General features: G+C 36.4%; 17 protein-coding genes. 8 read left to right on the forward strand and 9 right to left on the reverse strand.

Annotated elements, in window-relative coordinates:
* Nucleotides 1-23: 23 nt before the first annotated feature.
* Complete coding sequence (locus DCO56_RS27490; protein WP_108636876.1) at nt 24-596, reverse strand: gluconate 2-dehydrogenase subunit 3 family protein; 573 nt, start codon at nt 594-596, stop codon at nt 24-26.
* A 4-nt stretch (nt 597-600) separates the two neighbouring features.
* Nucleotides 601-2280: a GMC oxidoreductase gene (locus DCO56_RS27495; RefSeq protein ID WP_108636877.1), complete on the reverse strand. Its 1680-nt coding sequence runs from the start codon at nt 2278-2280 to the stop codon at nt 601-603.
* Between the two features lie 231 nt (nt 2281-2511).
* Between DCO56_RS27495 and DCO56_RS27505 the strand changes: the two genes are divergently transcribed.
* Entirely contained in the window at nt 2512-3360 is an 849-nt protein-coding gene (locus DCO56_RS27505; protein WP_108636879.1) for an AraC family transcriptional regulator, read from the forward strand.
* Between the two features lie 210 nt (nt 3361-3570).
* Here DCO56_RS27505 and DCO56_RS27510 read toward each other — a convergent pair whose 3' ends face one another.
* The gene (locus DCO56_RS27510) at nt 3571-4056 is read right to left on the reverse strand and encodes a hypothetical protein (protein ID WP_146191155.1); all 486 of its coding nucleotides are present in this window, start codon (nt 4054-4056) and stop codon (nt 3571-3573) included.
* 108 nt (nt 4057-4164) lie between these two features.
* Nucleotides 4165-4773 (reverse strand): hypothetical protein, encoded by a 609-nt coding sequence (locus DCO56_RS27515; RefSeq protein WP_108636881.1) that lies wholly within the window; start codon nt 4771-4773, stop codon nt 4165-4167.
* 667 nt (nt 4774-5440) lie between these two features.
* Between DCO56_RS27515 and DCO56_RS27520 the strand changes: the two genes are divergently transcribed.
* The 5 genes from DCO56_RS27520 (at nt 5441) to DCO56_RS27540 (ending at nt 12181) form a co-directional block, all read left to right on the forward strand.
* The gene (locus DCO56_RS27520; RefSeq protein ID WP_108636882.1) at nt 5441-6628 is read left to right on the forward strand and encodes a thiol-activated cytolysin family protein; all 1188 of its coding nucleotides are present in this window, start codon (nt 5441-5443) and stop codon (nt 6626-6628) included.
* A gap of 21 nt (nt 6629-6649) precedes the next feature.
* Entirely contained in the window at nt 6650-7804 is a 1155-nt protein-coding gene (locus tag DCO56_RS27525; protein WP_108636883.1) for a thiol-activated cytolysin family protein, read from the forward strand.
* 9 nt (nt 7805-7813) lie between these two features.
* Complete coding sequence (locus tag DCO56_RS27530; protein ID WP_146191156.1) at nt 7814-8797, forward strand: hypothetical protein; 984 nt, start codon at nt 7814-7816, stop codon at nt 8795-8797.
* Nucleotides 8798-8921: 124 nt separating this feature from the next.
* The gene (locus tag DCO56_RS27535; RefSeq protein WP_108636885.1) at nt 8922-10643 is read left to right on the forward strand and encodes a thiol-activated cytolysin family protein; all 1722 of its coding nucleotides are present in this window, start codon (nt 8922-8924) and stop codon (nt 10641-10643) included.
* 2 nt (nt 10644-10645) lie between these two features.
* A complete protein-coding gene (locus tag DCO56_RS27540; RefSeq protein ID WP_146191157.1) occupies nt 10646-12181 on the forward strand; it encodes a S41 family peptidase in 1536 nt (511 codons plus the stop codon).
* A 139-nt stretch (nt 12182-12320) separates the two neighbouring features.
* Here the strand turns inward: DCO56_RS27540 and DCO56_RS29125 are convergent, their stop codons facing one another.
* On the reverse strand, nt 12321-12656 hold the full coding sequence (locus tag DCO56_RS29125) for a hypothetical protein (protein ID WP_146191158.1): 336 nt from the start codon (nt 12654-12656) through the stop codon (nt 12321-12323).
* 410 nt (nt 12657-13066) lie between these two features.
* On the opposite strand from DCO56_RS29125, the gene DCO56_RS27545 reads away from it, so the two are divergent.
* On the forward strand, nt 13067-14206 hold the full coding sequence (locus DCO56_RS27545; RefSeq protein ID WP_108636886.1) for a sensor histidine kinase: 1140 nt from the start codon (nt 13067-13069) through the stop codon (nt 14204-14206).
* 10 nt (nt 14207-14216) lie between these two features.
* Nucleotides 14217-14918 carry a LytR/AlgR family response regulator transcription factor gene (locus DCO56_RS27550; protein ID WP_108636887.1) on the forward strand — a complete coding sequence of 234 codons (702 nt, stop codon included), beginning with the start codon at nt 14217-14219 and terminating at the stop codon, nt 14916-14918.
* A gap of 17 nt (nt 14919-14935) precedes the next feature.
* On the opposite strand, the gene DCO56_RS27555 is transcribed toward DCO56_RS27550, so the two are convergent.
* From DCO56_RS27555 to DCO56_RS27565, 4 genes are all read right to left on the reverse strand, one after another.
* Nucleotides 14936-18034, reverse strand: coding sequence for a lantibiotic dehydratase (locus DCO56_RS27555; RefSeq protein ID WP_108636888.1), 3099 nt, complete (start codon nt 18032-18034; stop codon nt 14936-14938).
* Entirely contained in the window at nt 18027-18410 is a 384-nt protein-coding gene (locus DCO56_RS27560; RefSeq protein ID WP_108636889.1) for a response regulator, read from the reverse strand. The genes DCO56_RS27555 and DCO56_RS27560 overlap by 8 nt, the downstream gene beginning before the upstream one ends.
* A gap of 22 nt (nt 18411-18432) precedes the next feature.
* Nucleotides 18433-18588 carry a hypothetical protein gene (locus tag DCO56_RS29410; RefSeq protein ID WP_181390693.1) on the reverse strand — a complete coding sequence of 52 codons (156 nt, stop codon included), beginning with the start codon at nt 18586-18588 and terminating at the stop codon, nt 18433-18435.
* Nucleotides 18589-19194: 606 nt separating this feature from the next.
* On the reverse strand, nt 19195-20237 hold a 1043-nt coding region (locus DCO56_RS27565), incomplete at its 5' end, for an ISAs1 family transposase (protein ID WP_219929465.1).

Consider the following 20237-nt stretch of genomic DNA (forward strand, 5'->3'; position numbering starts at 1 on the left):
CTTATATTTTTCTGTTGGTTGTTTTAAGCCCATGCTTTATCTCCTTTTTTATAGGGAACATCCCCTTCATATCGGCCCGGAACCTGATTATAACGGAGTGCCTGTTTATAACCAATTTCCGAGGAGAAATAGCCAAGGAGTGTCAACTGCTTAAACATGGTGTAATAATGATTGGGTGCCTCTCCTTTTTTTTGTGCATATTCTTTTGCTTCCTTGTCAATAGCTGTTAGTAGGGCAAGCCGCTGCTCGGCTGTGGCTTCCACGAATCCCAGATGATGCATTTTTTTACATGCCGCCTCCAATTTTTCCATCCCCTCGAGAAATATTTGCTGATCTGGGACCTCGTAACAGTCATTCACCATGACTGTCATAAAAGAACCGACTTTAGCTGCTTTGGCTCCCGGGCTTTTTTGCGTGGTGGGGAGTATGGTGTCTGCCACCTCATCCAAAAGTGCGATTTGCTGTGGAGTTAACTTGAGGCGTTCCTTAAGGTCGTGTTCTTTGCTGGAGCTGCAGCCCGTCAGAAAAGCATTGCCGCCAATTACGGCTCCGCCCGTAAGCAGGGCGATCATCTTTAAAAGTGTTCTTCTTTCCATTGGCTTAACTGTTAATTTTCTTGAGCTCACTGACGGCATGATCTACCGCCCTTGCAGTCAGTGCCATATAAGTCAGCGAAGGATTTTGGCAGCCCGAGGAGGTCATGCAGGCGCCATCGGTGACATATACATTGAGACAATCCCATACTTGATTCCATTTGTTGAGTACTGAGGTTTTGGGATCCAGCCCCATTCTTGCGGTTCCCATTTCGTGGATACCATGCCCCATGGCATGGCCATTATCCCAGGTGTTCACATTTTTTATTCCCGCGATGGCAAGCATGGCTTTCATTTCTTCCTGCATATCTTTCCGCATCTTCAGCTCATTCTCTTTCAGCTCAGCATCCATGGCCAGTACCGGCAATCCCCATTTATCCTTTCGCTCTTTGTCCAGTGCGATTTTATTATCGTGGTAAGGGAGTATCTCGCCGAAAGCGGTGGCGCCGATGGTCCACTGACCGGGCTCGGTGAGCGCATCTTTGAAATCACCGCCAATATTGAGTTCGGCAACCTCTCTGCCCCAACCTTCACGACTGGCGCCTCCTTGATAACCGAAACCACGTAGGTAGTCTCTTTTGTCGTTACCTATATTGACAAATCGCGGAATATAAAAGCCATTGGCTCTTTTCCCGAATATATACCTGTCTTCGTAGCCTTCCACGATTCCAGAAGCACCGATGTTGTAATGATGGTCCATCACATTATGTCCTAGTTCCCCACTGCTGCTACCCAAACCGTCGGGCCAGATGTCTGTTGCGGAGTTGAATAAGATCCATGTACTGTTGAGAGCCGATGCGCATAGAAAGACCACTTTACTTTTGAATTCATAGGTTTGGTTGGTCTCGGTGTCCAACACCTCTACGCCGCTAGCCTTTTTGGTATTTTTATCATAGAGGACTTGCCGAACCAGCGAGTAGGGCCGGACGGTCAGGTTGCCGGTTTTCATTGCTGCGGGTAGGGTAGAGGACTGTGTGCTAAAATAGCCTCCGAAAGGGCATCCTTCCCAGCATCGATTTCTAAATTGACATTTTGACCGGCCAGGAATCAGGGCTGTTAGGTTTGCGGTTCGTCCAATGATCAGGTGTCGCTTGTCTCCATATTCTTGTTTAATACGTTTGGCTACGTCCTTTTCGACGCAGTTCAGCTCCATTGGGGGAAGAAACTGTCCATCGGGCAAGTGTGGGATATTTTCTATGGATCCGCTGATACCGGCAAATTTTTCAACATGGTCATACCAAGGGGCGATATCATGATAGCCAATGGGCCAAGATACAGCGATTCCATCCCGTTCATTGGCTTCAAAGTCCATTTGACTAAACCTATAGGACTGCCGGCCCCATAAAGTAGAGCGCCCGCCCATGCGGTAGCTACGCCACCAGGTAAAAGGTTTCAATTCGGTATAAGGACAGTCCTCCTCATTCACCCAACCGTCCATGACGGCTTCTGAGGCAGCCCAGCCACGATGGATAACAGGATACTTCTTTTTCTGTTCTGTAGTTGTACGTCCGCGGTGCGGGAGATCCCATGGTTCGCGTAAGGCAGATTTATAATCTTTGACATGTTCGTAAGGGCCTCCACGTTCCAGCATCAGGACCTTTAATCCCTTTTCACAAAGTTCTTTTGCGGCCCATCCGCCACTGATGCCGGAGCCTACGACGATGGCATCATACGTATTAGCTTCCATGGTTGATATTATTGAGGTTGAGTTCATAATTTTATTTTGGTTTATTTTTTATGCGATAGCCGCATACGATTCACATGTGGTTCCCTTGTCGTATGATAAATTTACAGTATCCAACGAGCATCTTTCAACTGCTATTTGGCTGAAAAAATATGCTATCTTGCCATTTATTGTGTTTATAATCGTATATTATGTGTTCAGATAGCAGATGTATTCGCTAATAAGATTTCTATAATGAAAACACTGATCCAGAAAATACACGTTGAAGAACAATACTCTTTTGCCTGTAGAACGTACAGAACACCGACTTTTGAAACGGCTTGGCATAGGCATCCCGAGTGTGAGCTGATTTTGATCACCGAGGGAAACGGTACAGCGCTTATTGGTGATTACATCGGTGATTACATACAAGGCGATGTATTTTTCCTTGGCTCGGATCTGCCGCATTGGTTCCGCAAATCAAAGTCGGATGCTATGGGGAGCGCGATTGTTGTTCATTTTCTAAAGGATTTTTGGGGAGCGGGATTTTTAGCGCTGCCCGAGATGCATGTTATCGCGGGCTTGTTGAAAAATGATAGCACGGGAATCCAGCTTACGGGAGATCTTTCGAAAGAGATCGCTCTTATGATCCGTCAGATTGAAAATATGGAGGGGCTTGAACGTATCCAGCTATTATTAAGCTGTATGGATAGGATCGGGGCATCAGAGGAGCAAAAGGTGATCACAATGGCTTTTGATACGATTGCAGGCCGTGATGAAAACATCGTTATCGAAGCGATAATAGATTATTCCTTCAAGAATTTCTTAAATCCTATTTCCTTGGAAGAGGTTGCCGCCAGCACGAATATGTCGATTTCGGCATTTTGCCGCTTTTTCAAAAAGAACATTAAAAAGAGTTATTTTGATTTTATCAAGGAGCTCCGGATTGGTCATGCCTGCAAACTTTTGCGTGATACGGATCGGCCGATTTTGGATATCTGTTATGACAGCGGCTATAACAGTTGGGCACATTTCAGCAAACAATTTAAGGTGGTGACAAAGGTATCACCCTTAAAGTATAGAAAACAGTTTCGTACGGGATAGGGACTAAAAAAGAAAAGCCATACGCAATGTTGAATATGGTTTTTCTAGTGGGGGGCACGAAAGTTTAATAGAACTATTAGTGCCTTTATTACAGTTTATTAAGAAGGTAAAAATAAGTTAGTTTATCCTGGTCAGAAAATAATTGCTCATTAATTTACCGTCTATAATGCAATTCAGAAAACTTAAAATCTGTTATCACTAGCATATGTATTAAAGATTTATCAATGCTTTAGCTTTCTTTCTAATTGCTGTCATCGCTTTCGAAATAGGACTATGATTGGCATAACCGAGGTATTGCCCGATATCAGAGAGCTTCGTAATGCCATTTTTCAGACAAATAACGATCTGCTTTTCTTTTGGATTGAGCAGCGCAATAAAATCTTCCCAAATTAAGTCTTCATGTACTTCGGAGGTCGGTCCGTGTACTGGTATTGCATTATCAATCTCCACGAAAGAAACCTTAATTTTTGATCGCTTGCTATATATTTTACGTTCAAAATCTTCTTTTTCCCGACTCCATAATTCGGAAAAATCATCAGAAACCCGATTTGATTTTATCGCATCAATTATATTGGAAAGTTGCCCGTCCTTATTGGCTAAACCAACCAGCTCTTTGGTAACCTCCCATGCCTCGTCTTCTCCATACCAAGCAAATTCTCCCATTCTGGGGCTATCCATATATATGCCCTGTGGCATTATCTTGTTCTGTTTTACTGCGTTACGCCTATCTTTTTCATTTTTATATGGAGTAGGCGAAGCCAGTAATAACTTTTCTTCAATTATTTTGTTTAGAAATGGAGACCGTTAATTAAGATTATGTGTTAAAAGCGAAATCGGTTCTGATTTAGTATATCTATTAATTCTTGAAGAATTATTGATAAGAGGCCAAATATGGTAGGCCATTGCCCTTGACAGTCTTTGATCAAAATCTTTAGGCAGTATTCTGTCGAGAAACCAATGAGCCGACTCTGTAGGCCATATTCCTCTTTTTGTCAATGGCAATCCAAATTTCTCTCTTGTTCTAGCAGGTAATAGATTGAGCAAATGTTGGTGTGCATAATAACCATGCTTCGCAGAATAAGGTAATAAGTAAATGTTTGCATCCTTATAATTATCTAACCAACTGAACGATTCGGGCATCTCAGCCCTTAGTATTTCTCCTCTCAAATGCCCCGCTTCCCATGCCATATTCCATTGAGCTATGTGCCCCTTCATCGCTAATGAATGGATTCCATTGTCATCCGGTTTTATAAATACGAATTCAGGAGGATGTCTTTCAGTGGGATTAGGGATCAACCTGTAGAAGAATGAGCCAGAAAGGCTTCCACAAACTGGATACTCATTTCGATCAAAAGTCGAAGATTTGGGAAACCACTCCTGCTTTTGGCTTTGTAGAAATTCTTTTGTTGTCATAATGTTATTTCATTTACATTATATACGGCAATTCCTATTAAGAATGTTCCAGTAACAAAAAATAAAATTAAATATTTATTCTTGTCATTAGAAAGAAAGCAAATAGACAATTGGAAATACTATTAAGGTTAAAGCCGGGAAGATTCCAATTATTTACTTGAATATAGTAATTTTAATTTGGCCTGAAACTAACAATAAACAATATTACATTATCACCACCAAGCACAAGCGAGTAGTTTAGTTTTATCTTTACTTCTTTCTCTGTGATAATATTTTACTTTCCCAAGGAAAAAGTACTTACCTCCTTTCTTTAGCATTTATTCTATCCTTAAAATTGGTATTGGAGAGAAATCTGTGGAGATCGTTTTTAGTTTAGAAGTATTGGATATTAAGTTTTGTTTTTTTTTCATCGTGCCAATGGGTATGTTTGTATTGGTCGAAACTTCGTTCGTCGAGTTTATTTGGTTATAAATAAAATAAGGTTTAGAATTATAAATAATTAGGGAAAGAAGACCTTTTATAATTCGAAATGAAAGTATTTTAGATTGCTACTTTTAATTCCAACATGGTATAATTAGGGGATAAATATATCGGTAAAATTATAAAAGAAGAAGGGGATAAGTTTGGGTATGAATTGTCCAATTTTAAACTTTATATATTACCGATTATGAAAAAGAAACTAAATTGTATTGCTTTAATAGCATCATTTGTGGTTTTAATCACTTCCTGTTCTAAAGATCTCGTTCCGGGCGGAACAATTGAGCCAAGTTCTGGACTTAAAGGTCTTAAAACTTACACTTTTAAACCTACCGAGATAAACCTTTCAAGTTTTGATACGGCAGGAATACAAGGTTTTACAAAAAAAAGTAAACAAAATTCCCTTACATTCCTCAGAGACAGTATTTGGCCCAACAATACAGGAAAGACCTCTTTCTATGAAACAACAGATATTCCAGCGGTTCTAGAAGAGACGAGAAGAAAATTATATCTGGGTGCTATTCTAAAGGGGGAGGCGGCAATTGATGTAGACAATGTGAATCCGGTTTTCATACCAGTTGCTTATAGAAACCCGATCACCATGTACGCCAATTTCCCTACTGATAGTATCTATAGAACTGTCATTCCTTCTAAAATACAAGATCTTAGTTATCTGCGCGCAGCATTGAGTTCGGCAGCAGGAAACCAGATCCAATCCTTTACTTACGAACAAAGTCAATTTAGAAAGACCGAGGAACTAAAAAAGTCTTTTGGAGCAAATTTGAATCTTGCTAAAATTTTAACTGTTAATTATCTGGATACCCTTGAAAATTCAACTGCTACAACAATTGTAAGGGCTGAATTTACGCAAGAGAACTTTTCCATCGCTATCGAACCTCCAATTTATGAGCCTTTTCTCAAGAGCAATTTTGACTACTCTATATTCAATGGAATCAGACCTGTAATTGTCAGTTCGGTAACTTATGGAAGAAAGGGGATTTTTATCATGGAGTCAGATTCCTCTTACACCGCGGTCAAAAAAACACTTAATGTCGCGCTAACATTATCCGCAGAAATGTTAAACGTCTCGTCGACTGACAGTCTAGGTCCAGCCTTTTCAGCAGCATTGAACTTGCGACTAACTAATGCGCAGAAAACTATAATAAATAATTCGCGGATGAAAGTGTATATTATCGGAGCTGATGGAAAGAGTATCGTTAAGGCAATAACAACCGGTCTAACAGGTTTTGCAGAGGTTTTGGCTGGAAATGGTGGTTTTACAAAAGATAGTCCAGGGGATATTCTTTATTACTCTTTAAATTATCTCGATGATTTTGCCACCTTTAGGAATCAGTTCAAGATTAATATTGCCAATTAGGTCATTTCAATTTTATTTGGTATGAGAGTCAAAATAATCATAGCCATTTTTTTCCTCCTTTCATTTATAGGATGTAAAAAGGAAGAAATTCAAAACCCATCGCCTGCTGAAAAAGGCGATGGGAAACTGCTCTCGGAATATTTTAGTAAACTTCGTATTGCACCCTTGGATATTGTTGATCTGAGGAATAAAAATAAAGACATCAAAACAGTATTTGACCGCAAAAAAACTGCTGGAATGATACATCTTCGGGATAGTGTATGGACAAATGGGACGGGAACAAGCTCATTTTATGAATCTGATGAGATGGTCGTAACACCGGGGAATCTAAGTTATATTTATCCCGGCTCACTTTTAAAGGCTGCGTCAATAGCATCCGACCAATTTGAGACCTTTTCTGGTTATCAAACTGCGCCAATCAGTGTCCAGTTGTCATTTCCTTCCAGTTTATCAATAGGAACTCTCTCCGTCCCAAGTCTATCCAATAGCCGGATATTTTTACGAAATGCTCTTTTGGCCCCAGGTTTTTCAGGTAATACGATACTTAATTACTCAGACTATTTTGCCGCATTTTCAAAATATGAGGAAGTGAAATATGCTTTTGGCTATAATGTAAATCAGCATAAGCTATTTTCTTCGACTAATACAAATTTTGATTCCTATTCAAGCGGAACCTACTACTCCACTAAATTCATGGCCAGTTACACAGTAGAGAATTTTACCTATTCGATGTCTGATCCTGCTGCTAATGAGCTGATTGATATGGCTTCTATTCCCGCCAATGCTTTTGATGGAATTTCTCCGGTATATATTAATTCCGTAACTTATGGTAGGTTTGGATTATTAGTGCTTGAATCTAACAACAATAGCTCCGAAATGAGAAGTGCTTTTCAGAAGATGGTGAAGAAGATCCTTAAAAAGACTACAGAATCCTATACTCAGGAAGAAACAAATCTTTTTGCAAGTTGTCGTATAACGATCTATCTTTTGGGAAGTACTATCGGGAATAATGTGATACAACTATTGATAAATCCAAGTCCTGATGGTGTATCTGATTTTATCGCGCAGAACGTAGGTACATTTACGGCGAGTGATCCAGGTGTGCCGATTTACTATACTGCAAAATATCTAAAAGATAACTCGCCATTTAAAACGACGTTTAGAATTGACCATTAAATATATTTTATGATGATGAATACAGCATATAGACAAAAGAGTTTAGGGATTTTAAGTGTATGTTTACTAATGGCATGCTTCTTATTCTCATGTAAAAAAGATACGCCAGATGTTCCTGAGAAGAAAAACGAAAAATGGAGAACGGAAGCTAAAACCGATAGTTTGGGGAACCAATACTATGTGGTAAATACGATGGACAATACTTTAGAGATCAGGGTCAATAATAAAGACGGGAAGACCATTTTTTCAGAGGTTTGCCCGACTATAGAAGCAAGTGAGATCCCTGAAAGTTCAGGAAAGCTTTTTATCTTTCTCGTTGCACCCAGTAAATATATCAATGCCAATCATGCCACGCTTTCATTAAGGATTGTGCTTGATAACCTAGATATACAAGAAAAACATATTCAGCTTCTGGCGAATATAGATCTTGACAGCAAGAAATTTTATACCAAAAAGTATAAAGTTGAAGAACCCTTAGACTGGACTTATAAAGTTCTGGACAATCAATTAGTTCAATGGTATGGAAATGGCTTATTAGTAAGAGAAGGTACTGAAAAAGATCTTAACAGAGGCGGAGGTAATATGGGGCTCGGACAACGGGGAACGCAGTTGGTCTGTTATGAACGTGATTTTTCCATTCGCTATACGAAGGATATAGATGCATCTGATGCTTACTATCCTTCTGGTAATTTATGGAATATCCCGATTAACAACTATGAATATATGCTGTTCTTAAATGACGGTTACGTGGGTAGGATGCAAATTGTCACCAGTGTAGAGGATAAGTGGGCAGGAAAGAAGGTTGTGATTTGGCGAGATAACCTAAAGGAGACAAATAATATTCCGGCAGACTATTCTATAAAAATTACTGATTATAATGTTCAGAATAATGTGGTAAGCGCTAGCTATAATATCTATGATGAAAAAGGTCAGCTAAAAGAGAAAAGGATCCGAAAATGGTCAATAGGTAATGGAATGCCGTTAGGTAGTTAATATCCAAATGAATTAAATTTAAAGCTTGACGTAAAGTTCTAGATAAAGTAATTACACTTTTTTTAACCAATTAGCATCATGTTTCCTGATGTCAGGGAGACCTATGCTTATAAAATCTTAAAATATGAAAAGGAGAATTAATTATTTCTTGAAAGGTATCATTAAATATGTTCCTTTGGTGCTGATGATAATCTTCGCCATCAGTTGTTCGAAACTGGATTCCGATTTTAACAATGGCAACGGTAAACAAGCTCTTGATAAACTACGAATACCGAAGATCCAAGGTTTTACTGTCGGTTCAAAATCTAACCCGGAAAATAATGTGTCTGGCAAAAGATCAGCAGGAGGGAAAAGAGCAGACTTAACTACACCGCCAGATGAAGATAATCCTTTTAAACCTAAAGCAGGTTCGGGTGGCTACAAAGACGGACCCGGGATCATTGTTAATGGTAGTAATGCTCCAACCCCTGATCCAAATAAATTATATTTCTATCAGAAATATAAATCCCAGATGTTCACTATTTCAGATCAATCTATGGGACTTAATATTTATCCGGGCGCCATTCTAAGGGGACAGAGCATTGAAGGTATTTTTTCCCCACAGATGCTAACAGGGATTTCCAATAATATCCGCCCGATTACCATATCTACTTCTATGCCAGTTTCTGGTTCCGCAGTTGCCCGAACCAGTCTTCCCCGTCCAACTTCTCAAGCGGCATTATACAATGCGGCACTGACAGATTTAGAGAATACTAATCCCGGTGAAGTCGGCGCTGCGTCTTTGATAGTAGAAATGGATACTTTTCGTGTATATGAGGAATTGAAAACTATTTATGGATTTAATAAAGGAATAGATGCGTTTTTAGTTAACACCAATACAACGCAGCAAGGGGAGAACCATCTTATTGCTTCAACATCGGCAATTAAGATTAAATTTTTCCAGCACAATTTTACAATAGACATGGATGTGCCACAAAATAATACTCAACTATTTGATCCTACAGGTCTGGATATGCAGGCCATTACTGGAGGGGTAACTCCGGTCTATGTAAAAAGTGTGACCTATGGTCGCATGGGTATAATGGTAATCGAATCTTCCTATAGTTCAACTAAACTGTATAATGCTGTATATAAACAGCTCGGAATATTAAAAAATCTGATTGGAATCGGTACCTCATTAACTAATGAAGAGAAAGATATAATAAATTCAGCAACGATAAAAGTTAAATATACGGGGATCGGCACGGATACTTCTCCTGCTGTAGCTGTTGCTGGATTAAATGGTTTTATTCAAGTATTAAGTGCTAATACAACGTATTCCAAGGCAAGTCCTGGAGTGCCTATTGCCTTTCAACTTGCTTACTTGAACAGTGGGAACGGATTGGTCGAAGCGCCTTTTCAGATTAACTATGGGCCTTTTGAAAAACCTTATGTCCGAATTGAATATAAAAATAGCAGTTGGGAAGCTAATTCATCCTCAAACCCAAAGTATACAGATTCCGATATTTATATGAGCTTTTATCAAGATCCAGCTGCAACAATCCCTTATAAAGATGTTCCTATTTTTGTAACATATAAATATGAAAGGAGTTTTGGTTCGAAAAGTACCTATAATTGGGCGGGGTCTTGGAGTACGTCTAAACGAACGGATGATTTGGTTCTAAAATATCCGACGGCGAATCAGCGAATCGAAAATAAAAAAGTATTCTATTATGTTAAATATGGGTCTGATGCTACAACTTCAAGAGATTATACACATTTTGATATGGTAGCAAGTGAAAATTATCGTATTCTTTCTAAAGTCTACGATCATTACAATGCTATGAGGTCTGATGAGAGTTATTAGTGATGACTAGAATACAATATATATTTATATTAATTGCCATTTTTAGTGTGATGCAATCTTGTACTAAAAAGAATGATGATATACCTCAAGTATCTAAAGAGCAAAAAAGAATAATTGAAAATTTGGATTCTATTTTTCTTCTCGCAAAAGGGGTATATCTATGGAACGATCAACTTCCTTCGGTTGATCGTTTCAACCCCTTGCGGTTTTATAATCCGGGTCTGAGTGAGTTTCGGTGTTATGAAAATGAAATATTTGAAATAACACAATTTGCGAAAGATGTGGAAACAGGAGCGCTCTATGAACAGAATCTATTAGATCTGAATAGACCTAAATATTCCGGTATTGTATTCAGAGAATTACAAGAAAGAGAACCTCAGAATGTTTATAATGTAAGTAATACGTTTGGTCTTTCCGTAGTGATTAGAAATAATATTCTCCGTTTATTGTATGTTGATCCCAATTCACCAGCAGGTAAAGCAGGGCTCAGGCGTGGTATGCAAATTTTATCCATAAATGGAGAACATGTGTTAGCAGAAGATTCATTTCTAGAGCAATGGAAAAAATCACTTTCCATGTCGTTCATTAAGTTAGAAGTGACAGAGGATGGTATAAAAAAGCGTGAAGTGCGTTTAAATGCAGCTTCGTATGAAATAAATCCGGTGGTAAAGCAAAATATATTGAGAAATGGAGAAAGGAAAATCGGTTATTTTGCATTAAATAGTTTCACCCCAATTCAAAACGCACGGAAATATCTTACACCAATTTTTCTTTCCTTTTCACAGGAAAAAATTAACGAACTAATTATTGACCTTCGGTACAATCAGGGGGGATATCAGGTAACGGCCGATTATATCGCAAATGCGGTTGTACCTATATCTACTAATGGCAAGATTATGTATACTGAACATTACAACAGGCAAATGCAGGGTGGGAATTCAAAAGTATTAGAAAACTACAAATTGTATGATGAATATAATCGGCCTGTTATCATTAATGGTAAAGAGATAAGTCTTTATGATATTGATTATAGCGTGGAAGCCAATACAACGTATTTTCATAAAGATGAAGGGTTGACGGATTTAAAAAAAGTTTACTTTATAGTGAGCAACAAAACTGCATCTGCAAGTGAGTTACTGATCAATATTTTAAAACCGTATATGGATGTTCAGGTCATAGGCGTATCAGAGGATAACCTTTCTGCTGTATATACTTACGGAAAGCCAGTTGGATCATTTGGAATTCCAATGGATCAATTTGACCTGTATTTAGGGATGTATGAACTCAAAAATGCCAATAGGGAAAACAACTATTTCAAAGGTATCAAAGCTGATATCTCCTTGAATGACGATACAGATACTGACTTTGGAATGCAATATGACCCAGCTATTGCTTGGATTCTGGGAATGGAAAAGAAAAGAATGGAACTAAAGGCTAGTAGTAAAATAAGGAAGGATAGATATTCATTTTATTTTAATACTGATCGGTTAATAGGGAATATAAAAAATAGAAGCGAGTTAAAAATTAAGATGAAATAGAGCCGGGGAATTTTCATGCCGAAAGTTAATTACGACAACTGATTTCCGTTTCATTTGTAAGAATAACTGAATAATTAATATAAAAAAACACTGTTAGATTAGCCTAACAGTGTTTTTTTTGTCAATATAATGAGTTGAATTAAAATAGAGATTGCTGTACATTATCATTGCCCAGCGGAGGTAATCGTTCCCAACCATCAAATGGCTCGTAACGATGCTTACCATCTGGACGGTTGGGATATCCTCTAAGTGTGTAGACGGGGTATGACTCTAAGGCTAGACTCGGTATATTATTCCGTAAAAAGATATATGGCAACATAGAGCTGGATTGTCTGGAGATTATAACCTCAGTATGTTGGGAGACGTACCAAGGTAACCTCAATACTGGAAATTTGCAGTGTTGGGGTTTATGCTTAGTGATCTTTGACTCATAAATCTCTTCTTCACAACTTTCTATAATGACGACTTCGTTCATAATTTGATGTTAGAAATTGGCACACTTGGGTTGAAATTAATATTTGTATAAATCTTGATGTTTTAAATAAGATGTGCCAGTTGCTAAAAAATAAATAGGATCAATTTATACTATAAAGGTGTATCAATCAAATTTTTTCGACCAACTCCATTTTGACCTATATTTTTAAGGTAATTAGCCCGATATCTATATTTTCCAAATTAAACTGCGACAACATTAATACAATACATATTTTGTTTATTTTATGTTTTTTAAAATGCTTAATAATAGCTGTTTGCGCATTTTGCCTTTTTTTATTTCAGTATGATTAAAGTAATTGCTATTTATTTGTTAGTTTTTTTGTTTTATTTTTTCTAATTTTCCTACTTATTGCATGTCTAATGACTTGTCAGTAATTTTGCTGTATATAGATGGAAAGAGAATTAATTTGGGGAAAATGGTATACTCCGAGAACTCGTATTCTTACGCATTTATTTTTTTGGTTGGTTATTTCCACTTTATATTATCTTACCTACGAAAGGATGGTCGGAGAGTATTTCTGGATCTTTGCTGTAAAAGACCTGATTGTTACTGCAAGTTTATTCTATATAGCTTCTTGGATTATGCCAAAGTGGGTGTCAAATGGCAAAATAATTCCGTCGTTATTATTTATAATCTTCTCTTATTTTTGGTGGGTTACAATTACATATTTAGATTGCAAAATTGCAGTGTATATTATTCCAAAAAGTGAGAAAAATATATATTCATATTTTCAGTTTTTTCTTGAAGAAGGTTATTTTGGCCTTTTTAGATTGGACAAAACATCTGATTTAATTTTGGATTTTTTGTTTTTGGTATCACTTCCACTGGCACCTAAACTTACCAAAGTGATCTTTGATGGCGCACATCGTCTTACTATTTTGGAAAGAGATAAGATGGAGTTGGAGCGGGATAATCTAGGTCTTGAAAAAGATAAATTGAGTCTCGAACGTGATAATCTCCAGATGGAACTCAATATTTTAAAATCTCAGATTTCGCCACATTTTGTTTTTAATACGCTTAACAGTATTTACCGTATGGCAGAGATTCAAGATACCAATACGCCAAAAGCTATTTTAAACTTATCAAATCTGCTAAGGCATATCCTGTACCAGACGAAAGATGACAAGATCTTTATGAGTCATGAAATTCAATTTCTTAAGGGTTTTATTGACCTAATGAGTTTGCGCTATAGAGATAGTGTTAAATTTGAATTTAATGTACAAGAAGTTAATGAGCCTTACCAAATTGTGCCTCTGATTTTGATACCTTTCCTAGAAAATGCTATAAAACATGGACCTGATCGTAGCCGAAAAAACGCCTGGATTAAATTAGATCTAAGTATAGATGATGATATTTTAACCTATAACATTTCTAATAGTGTAAACAACTTTGCGGAGAAACACCAATACGGAGGAATAGGATTGCAGAATGTAAAGCGGAGATTGGATATTTATTATAATGACCGTTACTCTCTTGATATAATTCAAGAAGAGGAATATTATGCTGTTTTTTTGAAAATAAAACTTTAAAATAAGTAAAATGATTAAGTGTATTGTAATTGATGATGAAGAATTGGCACGAGAGGTTGTAGTGTCACATTTAGACAAGATTCCAGAAATAGAGATATTAGGAGTATACGAAAATGCTTTCGATGCCATACAAATCTTAAAATCAGACAAGGTCGATCTTGTTTTTAGTGATATTCGAATGCCCGATATGGACGGTATTACTCTGTTGAAAACTCTACAAAAACCTCCATTATTTGTATTTGTAACAGGAGATCCAACTTATGCGCTTGAAGGATATGAATTAAATGTTTTGGATTATATTTTGAAACCTCTTAGCGTAGATAGAATGATGAAAACTATTGATAAGGCTCAACTGTTTCTTGAGGATCAGAAGGGGGTAAAATCGAAGAGAGATTTTCTTATTATTAAGGATAGATCAAATATTATTATTTCTCCTTATAATGAGGTTTTTTATATACAGGGGGATAAAGATTATGTTTGGATCGAGACATTGGAAAAGAAGTACAATGTATGGAAGAAGTTGATAGATATGGAAGAAAAGCTTTCGACGGCAGAACAGTTTATCAGGGTTCACAAATCATTTATAGTTAATTTGGATTTTGCTAAGCGGGTAGAGGGAAATGTTATGAAAATGAAGGGGAGCCTTCCAGATATTCCAATTGGAGGACAATATAAATCCGAATTATACAAAAGGCTGGGGTTGTGGGAATAAATTATACTATCTAGCCATTATAGATTTTTCTTAGATTCTGTTATCAGAAATTTTAATAAGAAATGATAAACTACCATTTCCTGTTCTCGCTGTCTAAAAGAAAAAATTCTGTTTAGGAACATGTGGATTATAGAGGCAATCATTGCGCTTTGTTGTCTCTTTGATCCGATGCGATATTTACATTGGAGATAGAATTTGTTTATTAAATTTTGGTGGTCTAAAAGTAAAGCATGAATTTCTGTAGCAGAATCTTTATTGGGATAAAAAAAATCTTGGATAATACGCTGCTTCTCTCTGTAATTTTTATCCATTGAAATTTTTAAGTTTTTATACTTCTTAAACTCTTCTATAAAGCGGTCTCTTTCTCTTTCAACAAAATTTATTTTTTCACTCAGGTCAAAATCAAAGACGGACAGAATTTCATTTACCACTTTCATTGCGATCAGCCATCTCATTTCATTGCCTAAATCTGATTTGATAACAGGTAATAAATGTAAGATCAGTTCACTATGTAAATAGAAGATATTTTCGCAGTTTTCTATATTACTGGCACCATATCTTTCCAGTTCTCGTTCATAAGTATCATATTGGATTTTTGATACTTTATCTTGTGTAAGAAGTGGCCCTACATGTGTATTAATTAATAGTAGGGTATCTGCTAATGCCAAATTATCACCAGTATATAAATGAAATCTGATTCTTAAATGCGGATTAGGATCATTATAACGAATAAAGAACCATTTAGAAATTAAATTCTTTTTCTTTAGTTCCATCACCAAGTTTTGAATGGAGTATTCTAATATATGATCGGCTATCCGTTCTGATAAGTATATTTTGATGTATACCCATTCGCTTCCAAGTGGGAACTGTCTTTGAGTTATTGAATTTTGGGGTAGAAGTAGAGGTAATTGTTCAGAGTTTATATTGCCTTTAAAGGGAATTACAATCTCGTTGTTGAAGTAATCGCCGTTTTTATTTTTTAATGCACTTTGGAAATTGTCATAGATATATTCACAGACTGAAATATCTTTTTTTGATATTTCCTTAAGAAAAATAGCTCGTCCAAAAGAATTGGTAAGATCAATGAATAACTCATTATCACCTTCAATCAAGAGAACACGATCAGGTAAATTATAATTTTTCTTTAGTGTATTTATTGCGTCTTCAATATCTATTTCATCCTTGCCAGGGAATTTTTGTTGTTTTATATTCCAGGTGGCACGAGCGAGAATCAAATGTTTATAGGTTACTCTTGGTAATAGTTTTTTATTTGACTGGTTTCCCCAATCCCAATAAACATTTAAATTGTTGGATTGTAATTGAAGGTCACATAGGAACCGATAGATGACCATTCCATAAGCGAAATTGTGTGCACTGCTTAATCTCGGTATAATTTCCTTTTTGAGTTTGTGGGAAGTTAAAATAACTTGTCCATTTCTTATTTTAACAAAAAGATCTTCAAGTTTTATAACATGATCTTCTTCGACAGTACCGTGAGTAATAATAGGAATTTCGTATTGATAAAAAGATGGTCTCGTTAAGATATTTCCAGCTCTTCTGTTTGGTAGAAAAACAATCTCTGCTAATATTCTATTTGAAGCTAACTCCTCTTCATGTGAAGCAATCTCATATTGTTTTGATTTTAGTCGCTTATCTAAATGGCTAAATCGAGTTAAAAGTGGTAACCCGGAAACCCCACCCACTTTTATTAAATTGAATCTGAAATTATTCTTATCAATAGTCGTATTTTTTTCAGAAAGTAAATTGCCGATAACAGAAAAACCAATTGGATATTTTTTTTCATTTTTTTCAGAATCTTTAGTTAGCATTTTTAGATCATTAGAAGTAATTTCAATACTAGGAATTGAAGCACAATGGTAATTGAACTTGTTTTCTAGGATGTCATGAATATAAGTATCAAAATTTTCCACTTTTGGATTTGGTTTTTGATTTACAATTCCTTCCAGAAGAGGACATGATTGTTCAATTTCATTATTAGGTATTCCATATCCTATTCCTATTTCTGGATCTAAGGCGTCAATTAGACGAATTTCTCTGTCTTCATATCTTGATTTAAAGGAAGAGATAAATGATTTAAGGTCGTCAGGAAGTTTTGTTTTATTCAAAAGCGAAATTTCGTCTATCTCTTTGGCGATTTCATTTATCAATGACTCTTCAATTTGATTAGTTAATGTCGAAAGCTTGGAATCTACTTGATAGATATTTTTCATGGAAGAATGCACGTATCTTTCAATTTTATTTCGCGATTTACTCAGATACTCAGTAGTTTGAATATTAAACTCTAAATCTAAAGTTTTAGAAATGCTATTTAAAAAGGGGAAATATTTGGTGTCAACTGAAATTTCATTCAGTTTAAAAAGTATTTGGCTTGTATCTTCTTTTGTTACGACAGGTTCTAATTCAGAAATAAGTAATTTAATTGCTATTAATTCATCGACAAAAATTTTTGCTTTTTCAGTGTTTATTCCAAAGTTTTCAAGATGGGCTATTATATTTTTGTATTCAATACCACTCTTGCAATATGCCAAAATATTTTCCAGAAGCGGATTTAACTGTATTCTTCTCCATTGGAAATGCCTATTATATTCTTCGTCAATAAACTCAATATATGTTATGGTATTGTTTTTAATAGCTATTGTATTATTAATTACAAATTTTATATTTGATCTTATATCAGGTAATAAGGACAATTGTTCTGAAAGCTTTAAAATGAATTCTTCATCATATCGAATGGATGGTCTGATTTCACTAGATAAGACAAGGGAAGTTTTTTCAACGGTTATTTGACCATAACTTATTCCTGAAAACAGACCAAATGGTGTGGGGCGACTGGACATTCGACATATATACTTATATAGTGTCAATAATAGTTTTTCATTTTGAAAACTTATATCATTCTTGAGATTTACAAATTGTTCGTAGACTTCGATACTTGAAAAAAACAACGCATTTAACGCAATAGGATTATTGAAAAACTCGATAATAAAATCAGCTAGCTCAATAAAACTCCGATTATTATTAATCTGTTCTAATACTTGCGTTGGAAAGGATGGGCTTCTTAATAAATAAAAATCAAATGTTCTGGAGCTATTCACAATTTTGATTTTTTAATTCCACTATTACCTGTTCAACACATATACTGAATTTTTCATAAGAAATGGGTTTGGGAAGCTCAAAAATAGGACCGTTTGGAAGCGGACCTTTGTATAGGTGAAGTGGAATAGCGGATGTTAATATAATAAAAGATTTATTTGATATCTCCCCGTAGTGAAAGCCATTGCTTTCACCAGGGGGAATTATTAAATCCAGAAAAATGATTGATGGATCAATACTTTCTAACAATTGCTTAACCTCAGATAACTCAGTACCGACACCTTTTAGAATAAGTTCATGTTTTCTATTAATATAATCTTCCAACATATCAATTGCCAACGCATCGTCCTCGACCAAAATACATGAAAACCTTTTCATCCTTCTTGATAGGTTTAATATATTATTGATAGGTTTTGGTAGTCATCTGCGTTACTCCTTCACCATCTAGATCGTCGAAAATTCCTTTTTTCGATATTGCGACATGGTCCGCATTGCCTATAATTTGTTTTTCAATTTTTAGGAATTGTTCAAGTTGTTCTTTGCTAAAATTTTCCATCTTTTTATGAATTAGTGACCGTTATTTTTTTGCTAAACTCGGTCTGTTATCATCCATAAAAAAATATTCTCGACCAACGGCGCTGCGACCTATATAAAACCCATTTTTTTCTCTATATGTTTATTTATCTTATTGATTTTCTTTGTTTTATGTAGGTGTTCCCGTTCGTCGAGGATACGATATATTTGGAATAGGTCGGAGAATAGTTGGTCGAGAAAAGTTGGTGGGAAGCATTAAATTAAAGGCGTGGAGGGGACCCTGATAGACTAACTAAAAATTAATTCCAATTTCTCAGTGAATTATATGAAAAATGAATTCTTGAGTGTGATCAAATTATGGTAAGAAAGTTTTATTGTAGAAATTTTTTAAATCACTTGTCAATTTCAAATAAAATGAGATTGATATCATTCTATATTTATTGGCCTAAGAGTTTGCTCTTTCCTTGGGGTATATTTTAATGATTGGCCATGTAGGAATGGTATAAAATAATTCTAATTGAACCCCGATAATCAACAAACTTAAAAATATAGAGGATTCTTCTTAAATCGTTTACCCAAAAATTTTTTAATAGTCAAACTAACTCCTAACCTATCAGGGTCAACGCATTTAAATTTGATTAAAAATTTGCATTAGATACTTATCCTCCCATCCCGCTTTGAGTCTCTTTGTGACCAATGAGCCCTTTGATGTATCCTTTTTGAGCAGATTGAGTCCTATTTTTCTAATATATGAGAAGTTGTCGGCGGCATTCTTTGTTCTCTTTCTTTGCCTGTCCTCATTAAATATCATATCCAGTGACCAGTGCAACTTGTTTTCCACGCCCCAGTGTAACCTGATATAACTATTGAAATGTGCCGCTTTTTCACTCAAGCTGCTGATATAATAGCGCTGTTCTGTGGTCACCTTGTTTCCTATCTCCCTTGTGGAACTTATGCGTACCACCGATTTTATTGAAGCCCATGAAATACTGTTGTCTATGAAGGTAAGGTCGGTGATCACCTCGCATTTACGGCTTTCTATGCGTCCGTGCCCTTTCTCCTGGGCGAGATCTGCGTCTGCTGGAAGCTGGTTTTCAAATCGACCCTTTATCTGATCCGATAGTTCCTGTTGGTTTCCCTTGACCGATAGGATATAATCCGCCTTGTTCTCTACGATCTTCTGTGCAATATCGACTTGGGTACCCATAGCATCTATGGTCACGATGCTCCCTTCTATGTCCAGCAGTTCCAATAAAAGGGGGATTGCGGTGATCTCGTTGCTCTTATCAGAGACTTTCAATTGTCCCAATACCAGCTCATTACTGGATGCCCATGCGCTCACCATGTGTATTGGACTCTGGGAATGAAAACTATCCCTTGAACCCCTAATGCTCTTCCCATCTATACTGATGACCTCCTTTTTGATCGACTCATTCTTCAGGCTACCTGCCCATTCTACGAACATTTTTTCAAACAACTTGGGCCGAAGACCGCTGAAGACACGATTGATCGTGTCGTGTGAGGGAATCCCATGAGGCAGTTTGAGAAAACCTTTGAGAAAACCAAGCTTGGTTTTACCGAAAGCCTCAATGGAATCCCAGGATTCAGCACCACAAAGTACACCAAGGATCGACAGAATGATGATGTCACTCAAAAGATGCTTCTTGTTCC

It is taken from the genome of Sphingobacterium athyrii, from assembly GCF_003071065.1.
Taxonomy (GTDB): Bacteria; Bacteroidota; Bacteroidia; order Sphingobacteriales; family Sphingobacteriaceae; genus Sphingobacterium; species Sphingobacterium athyrii.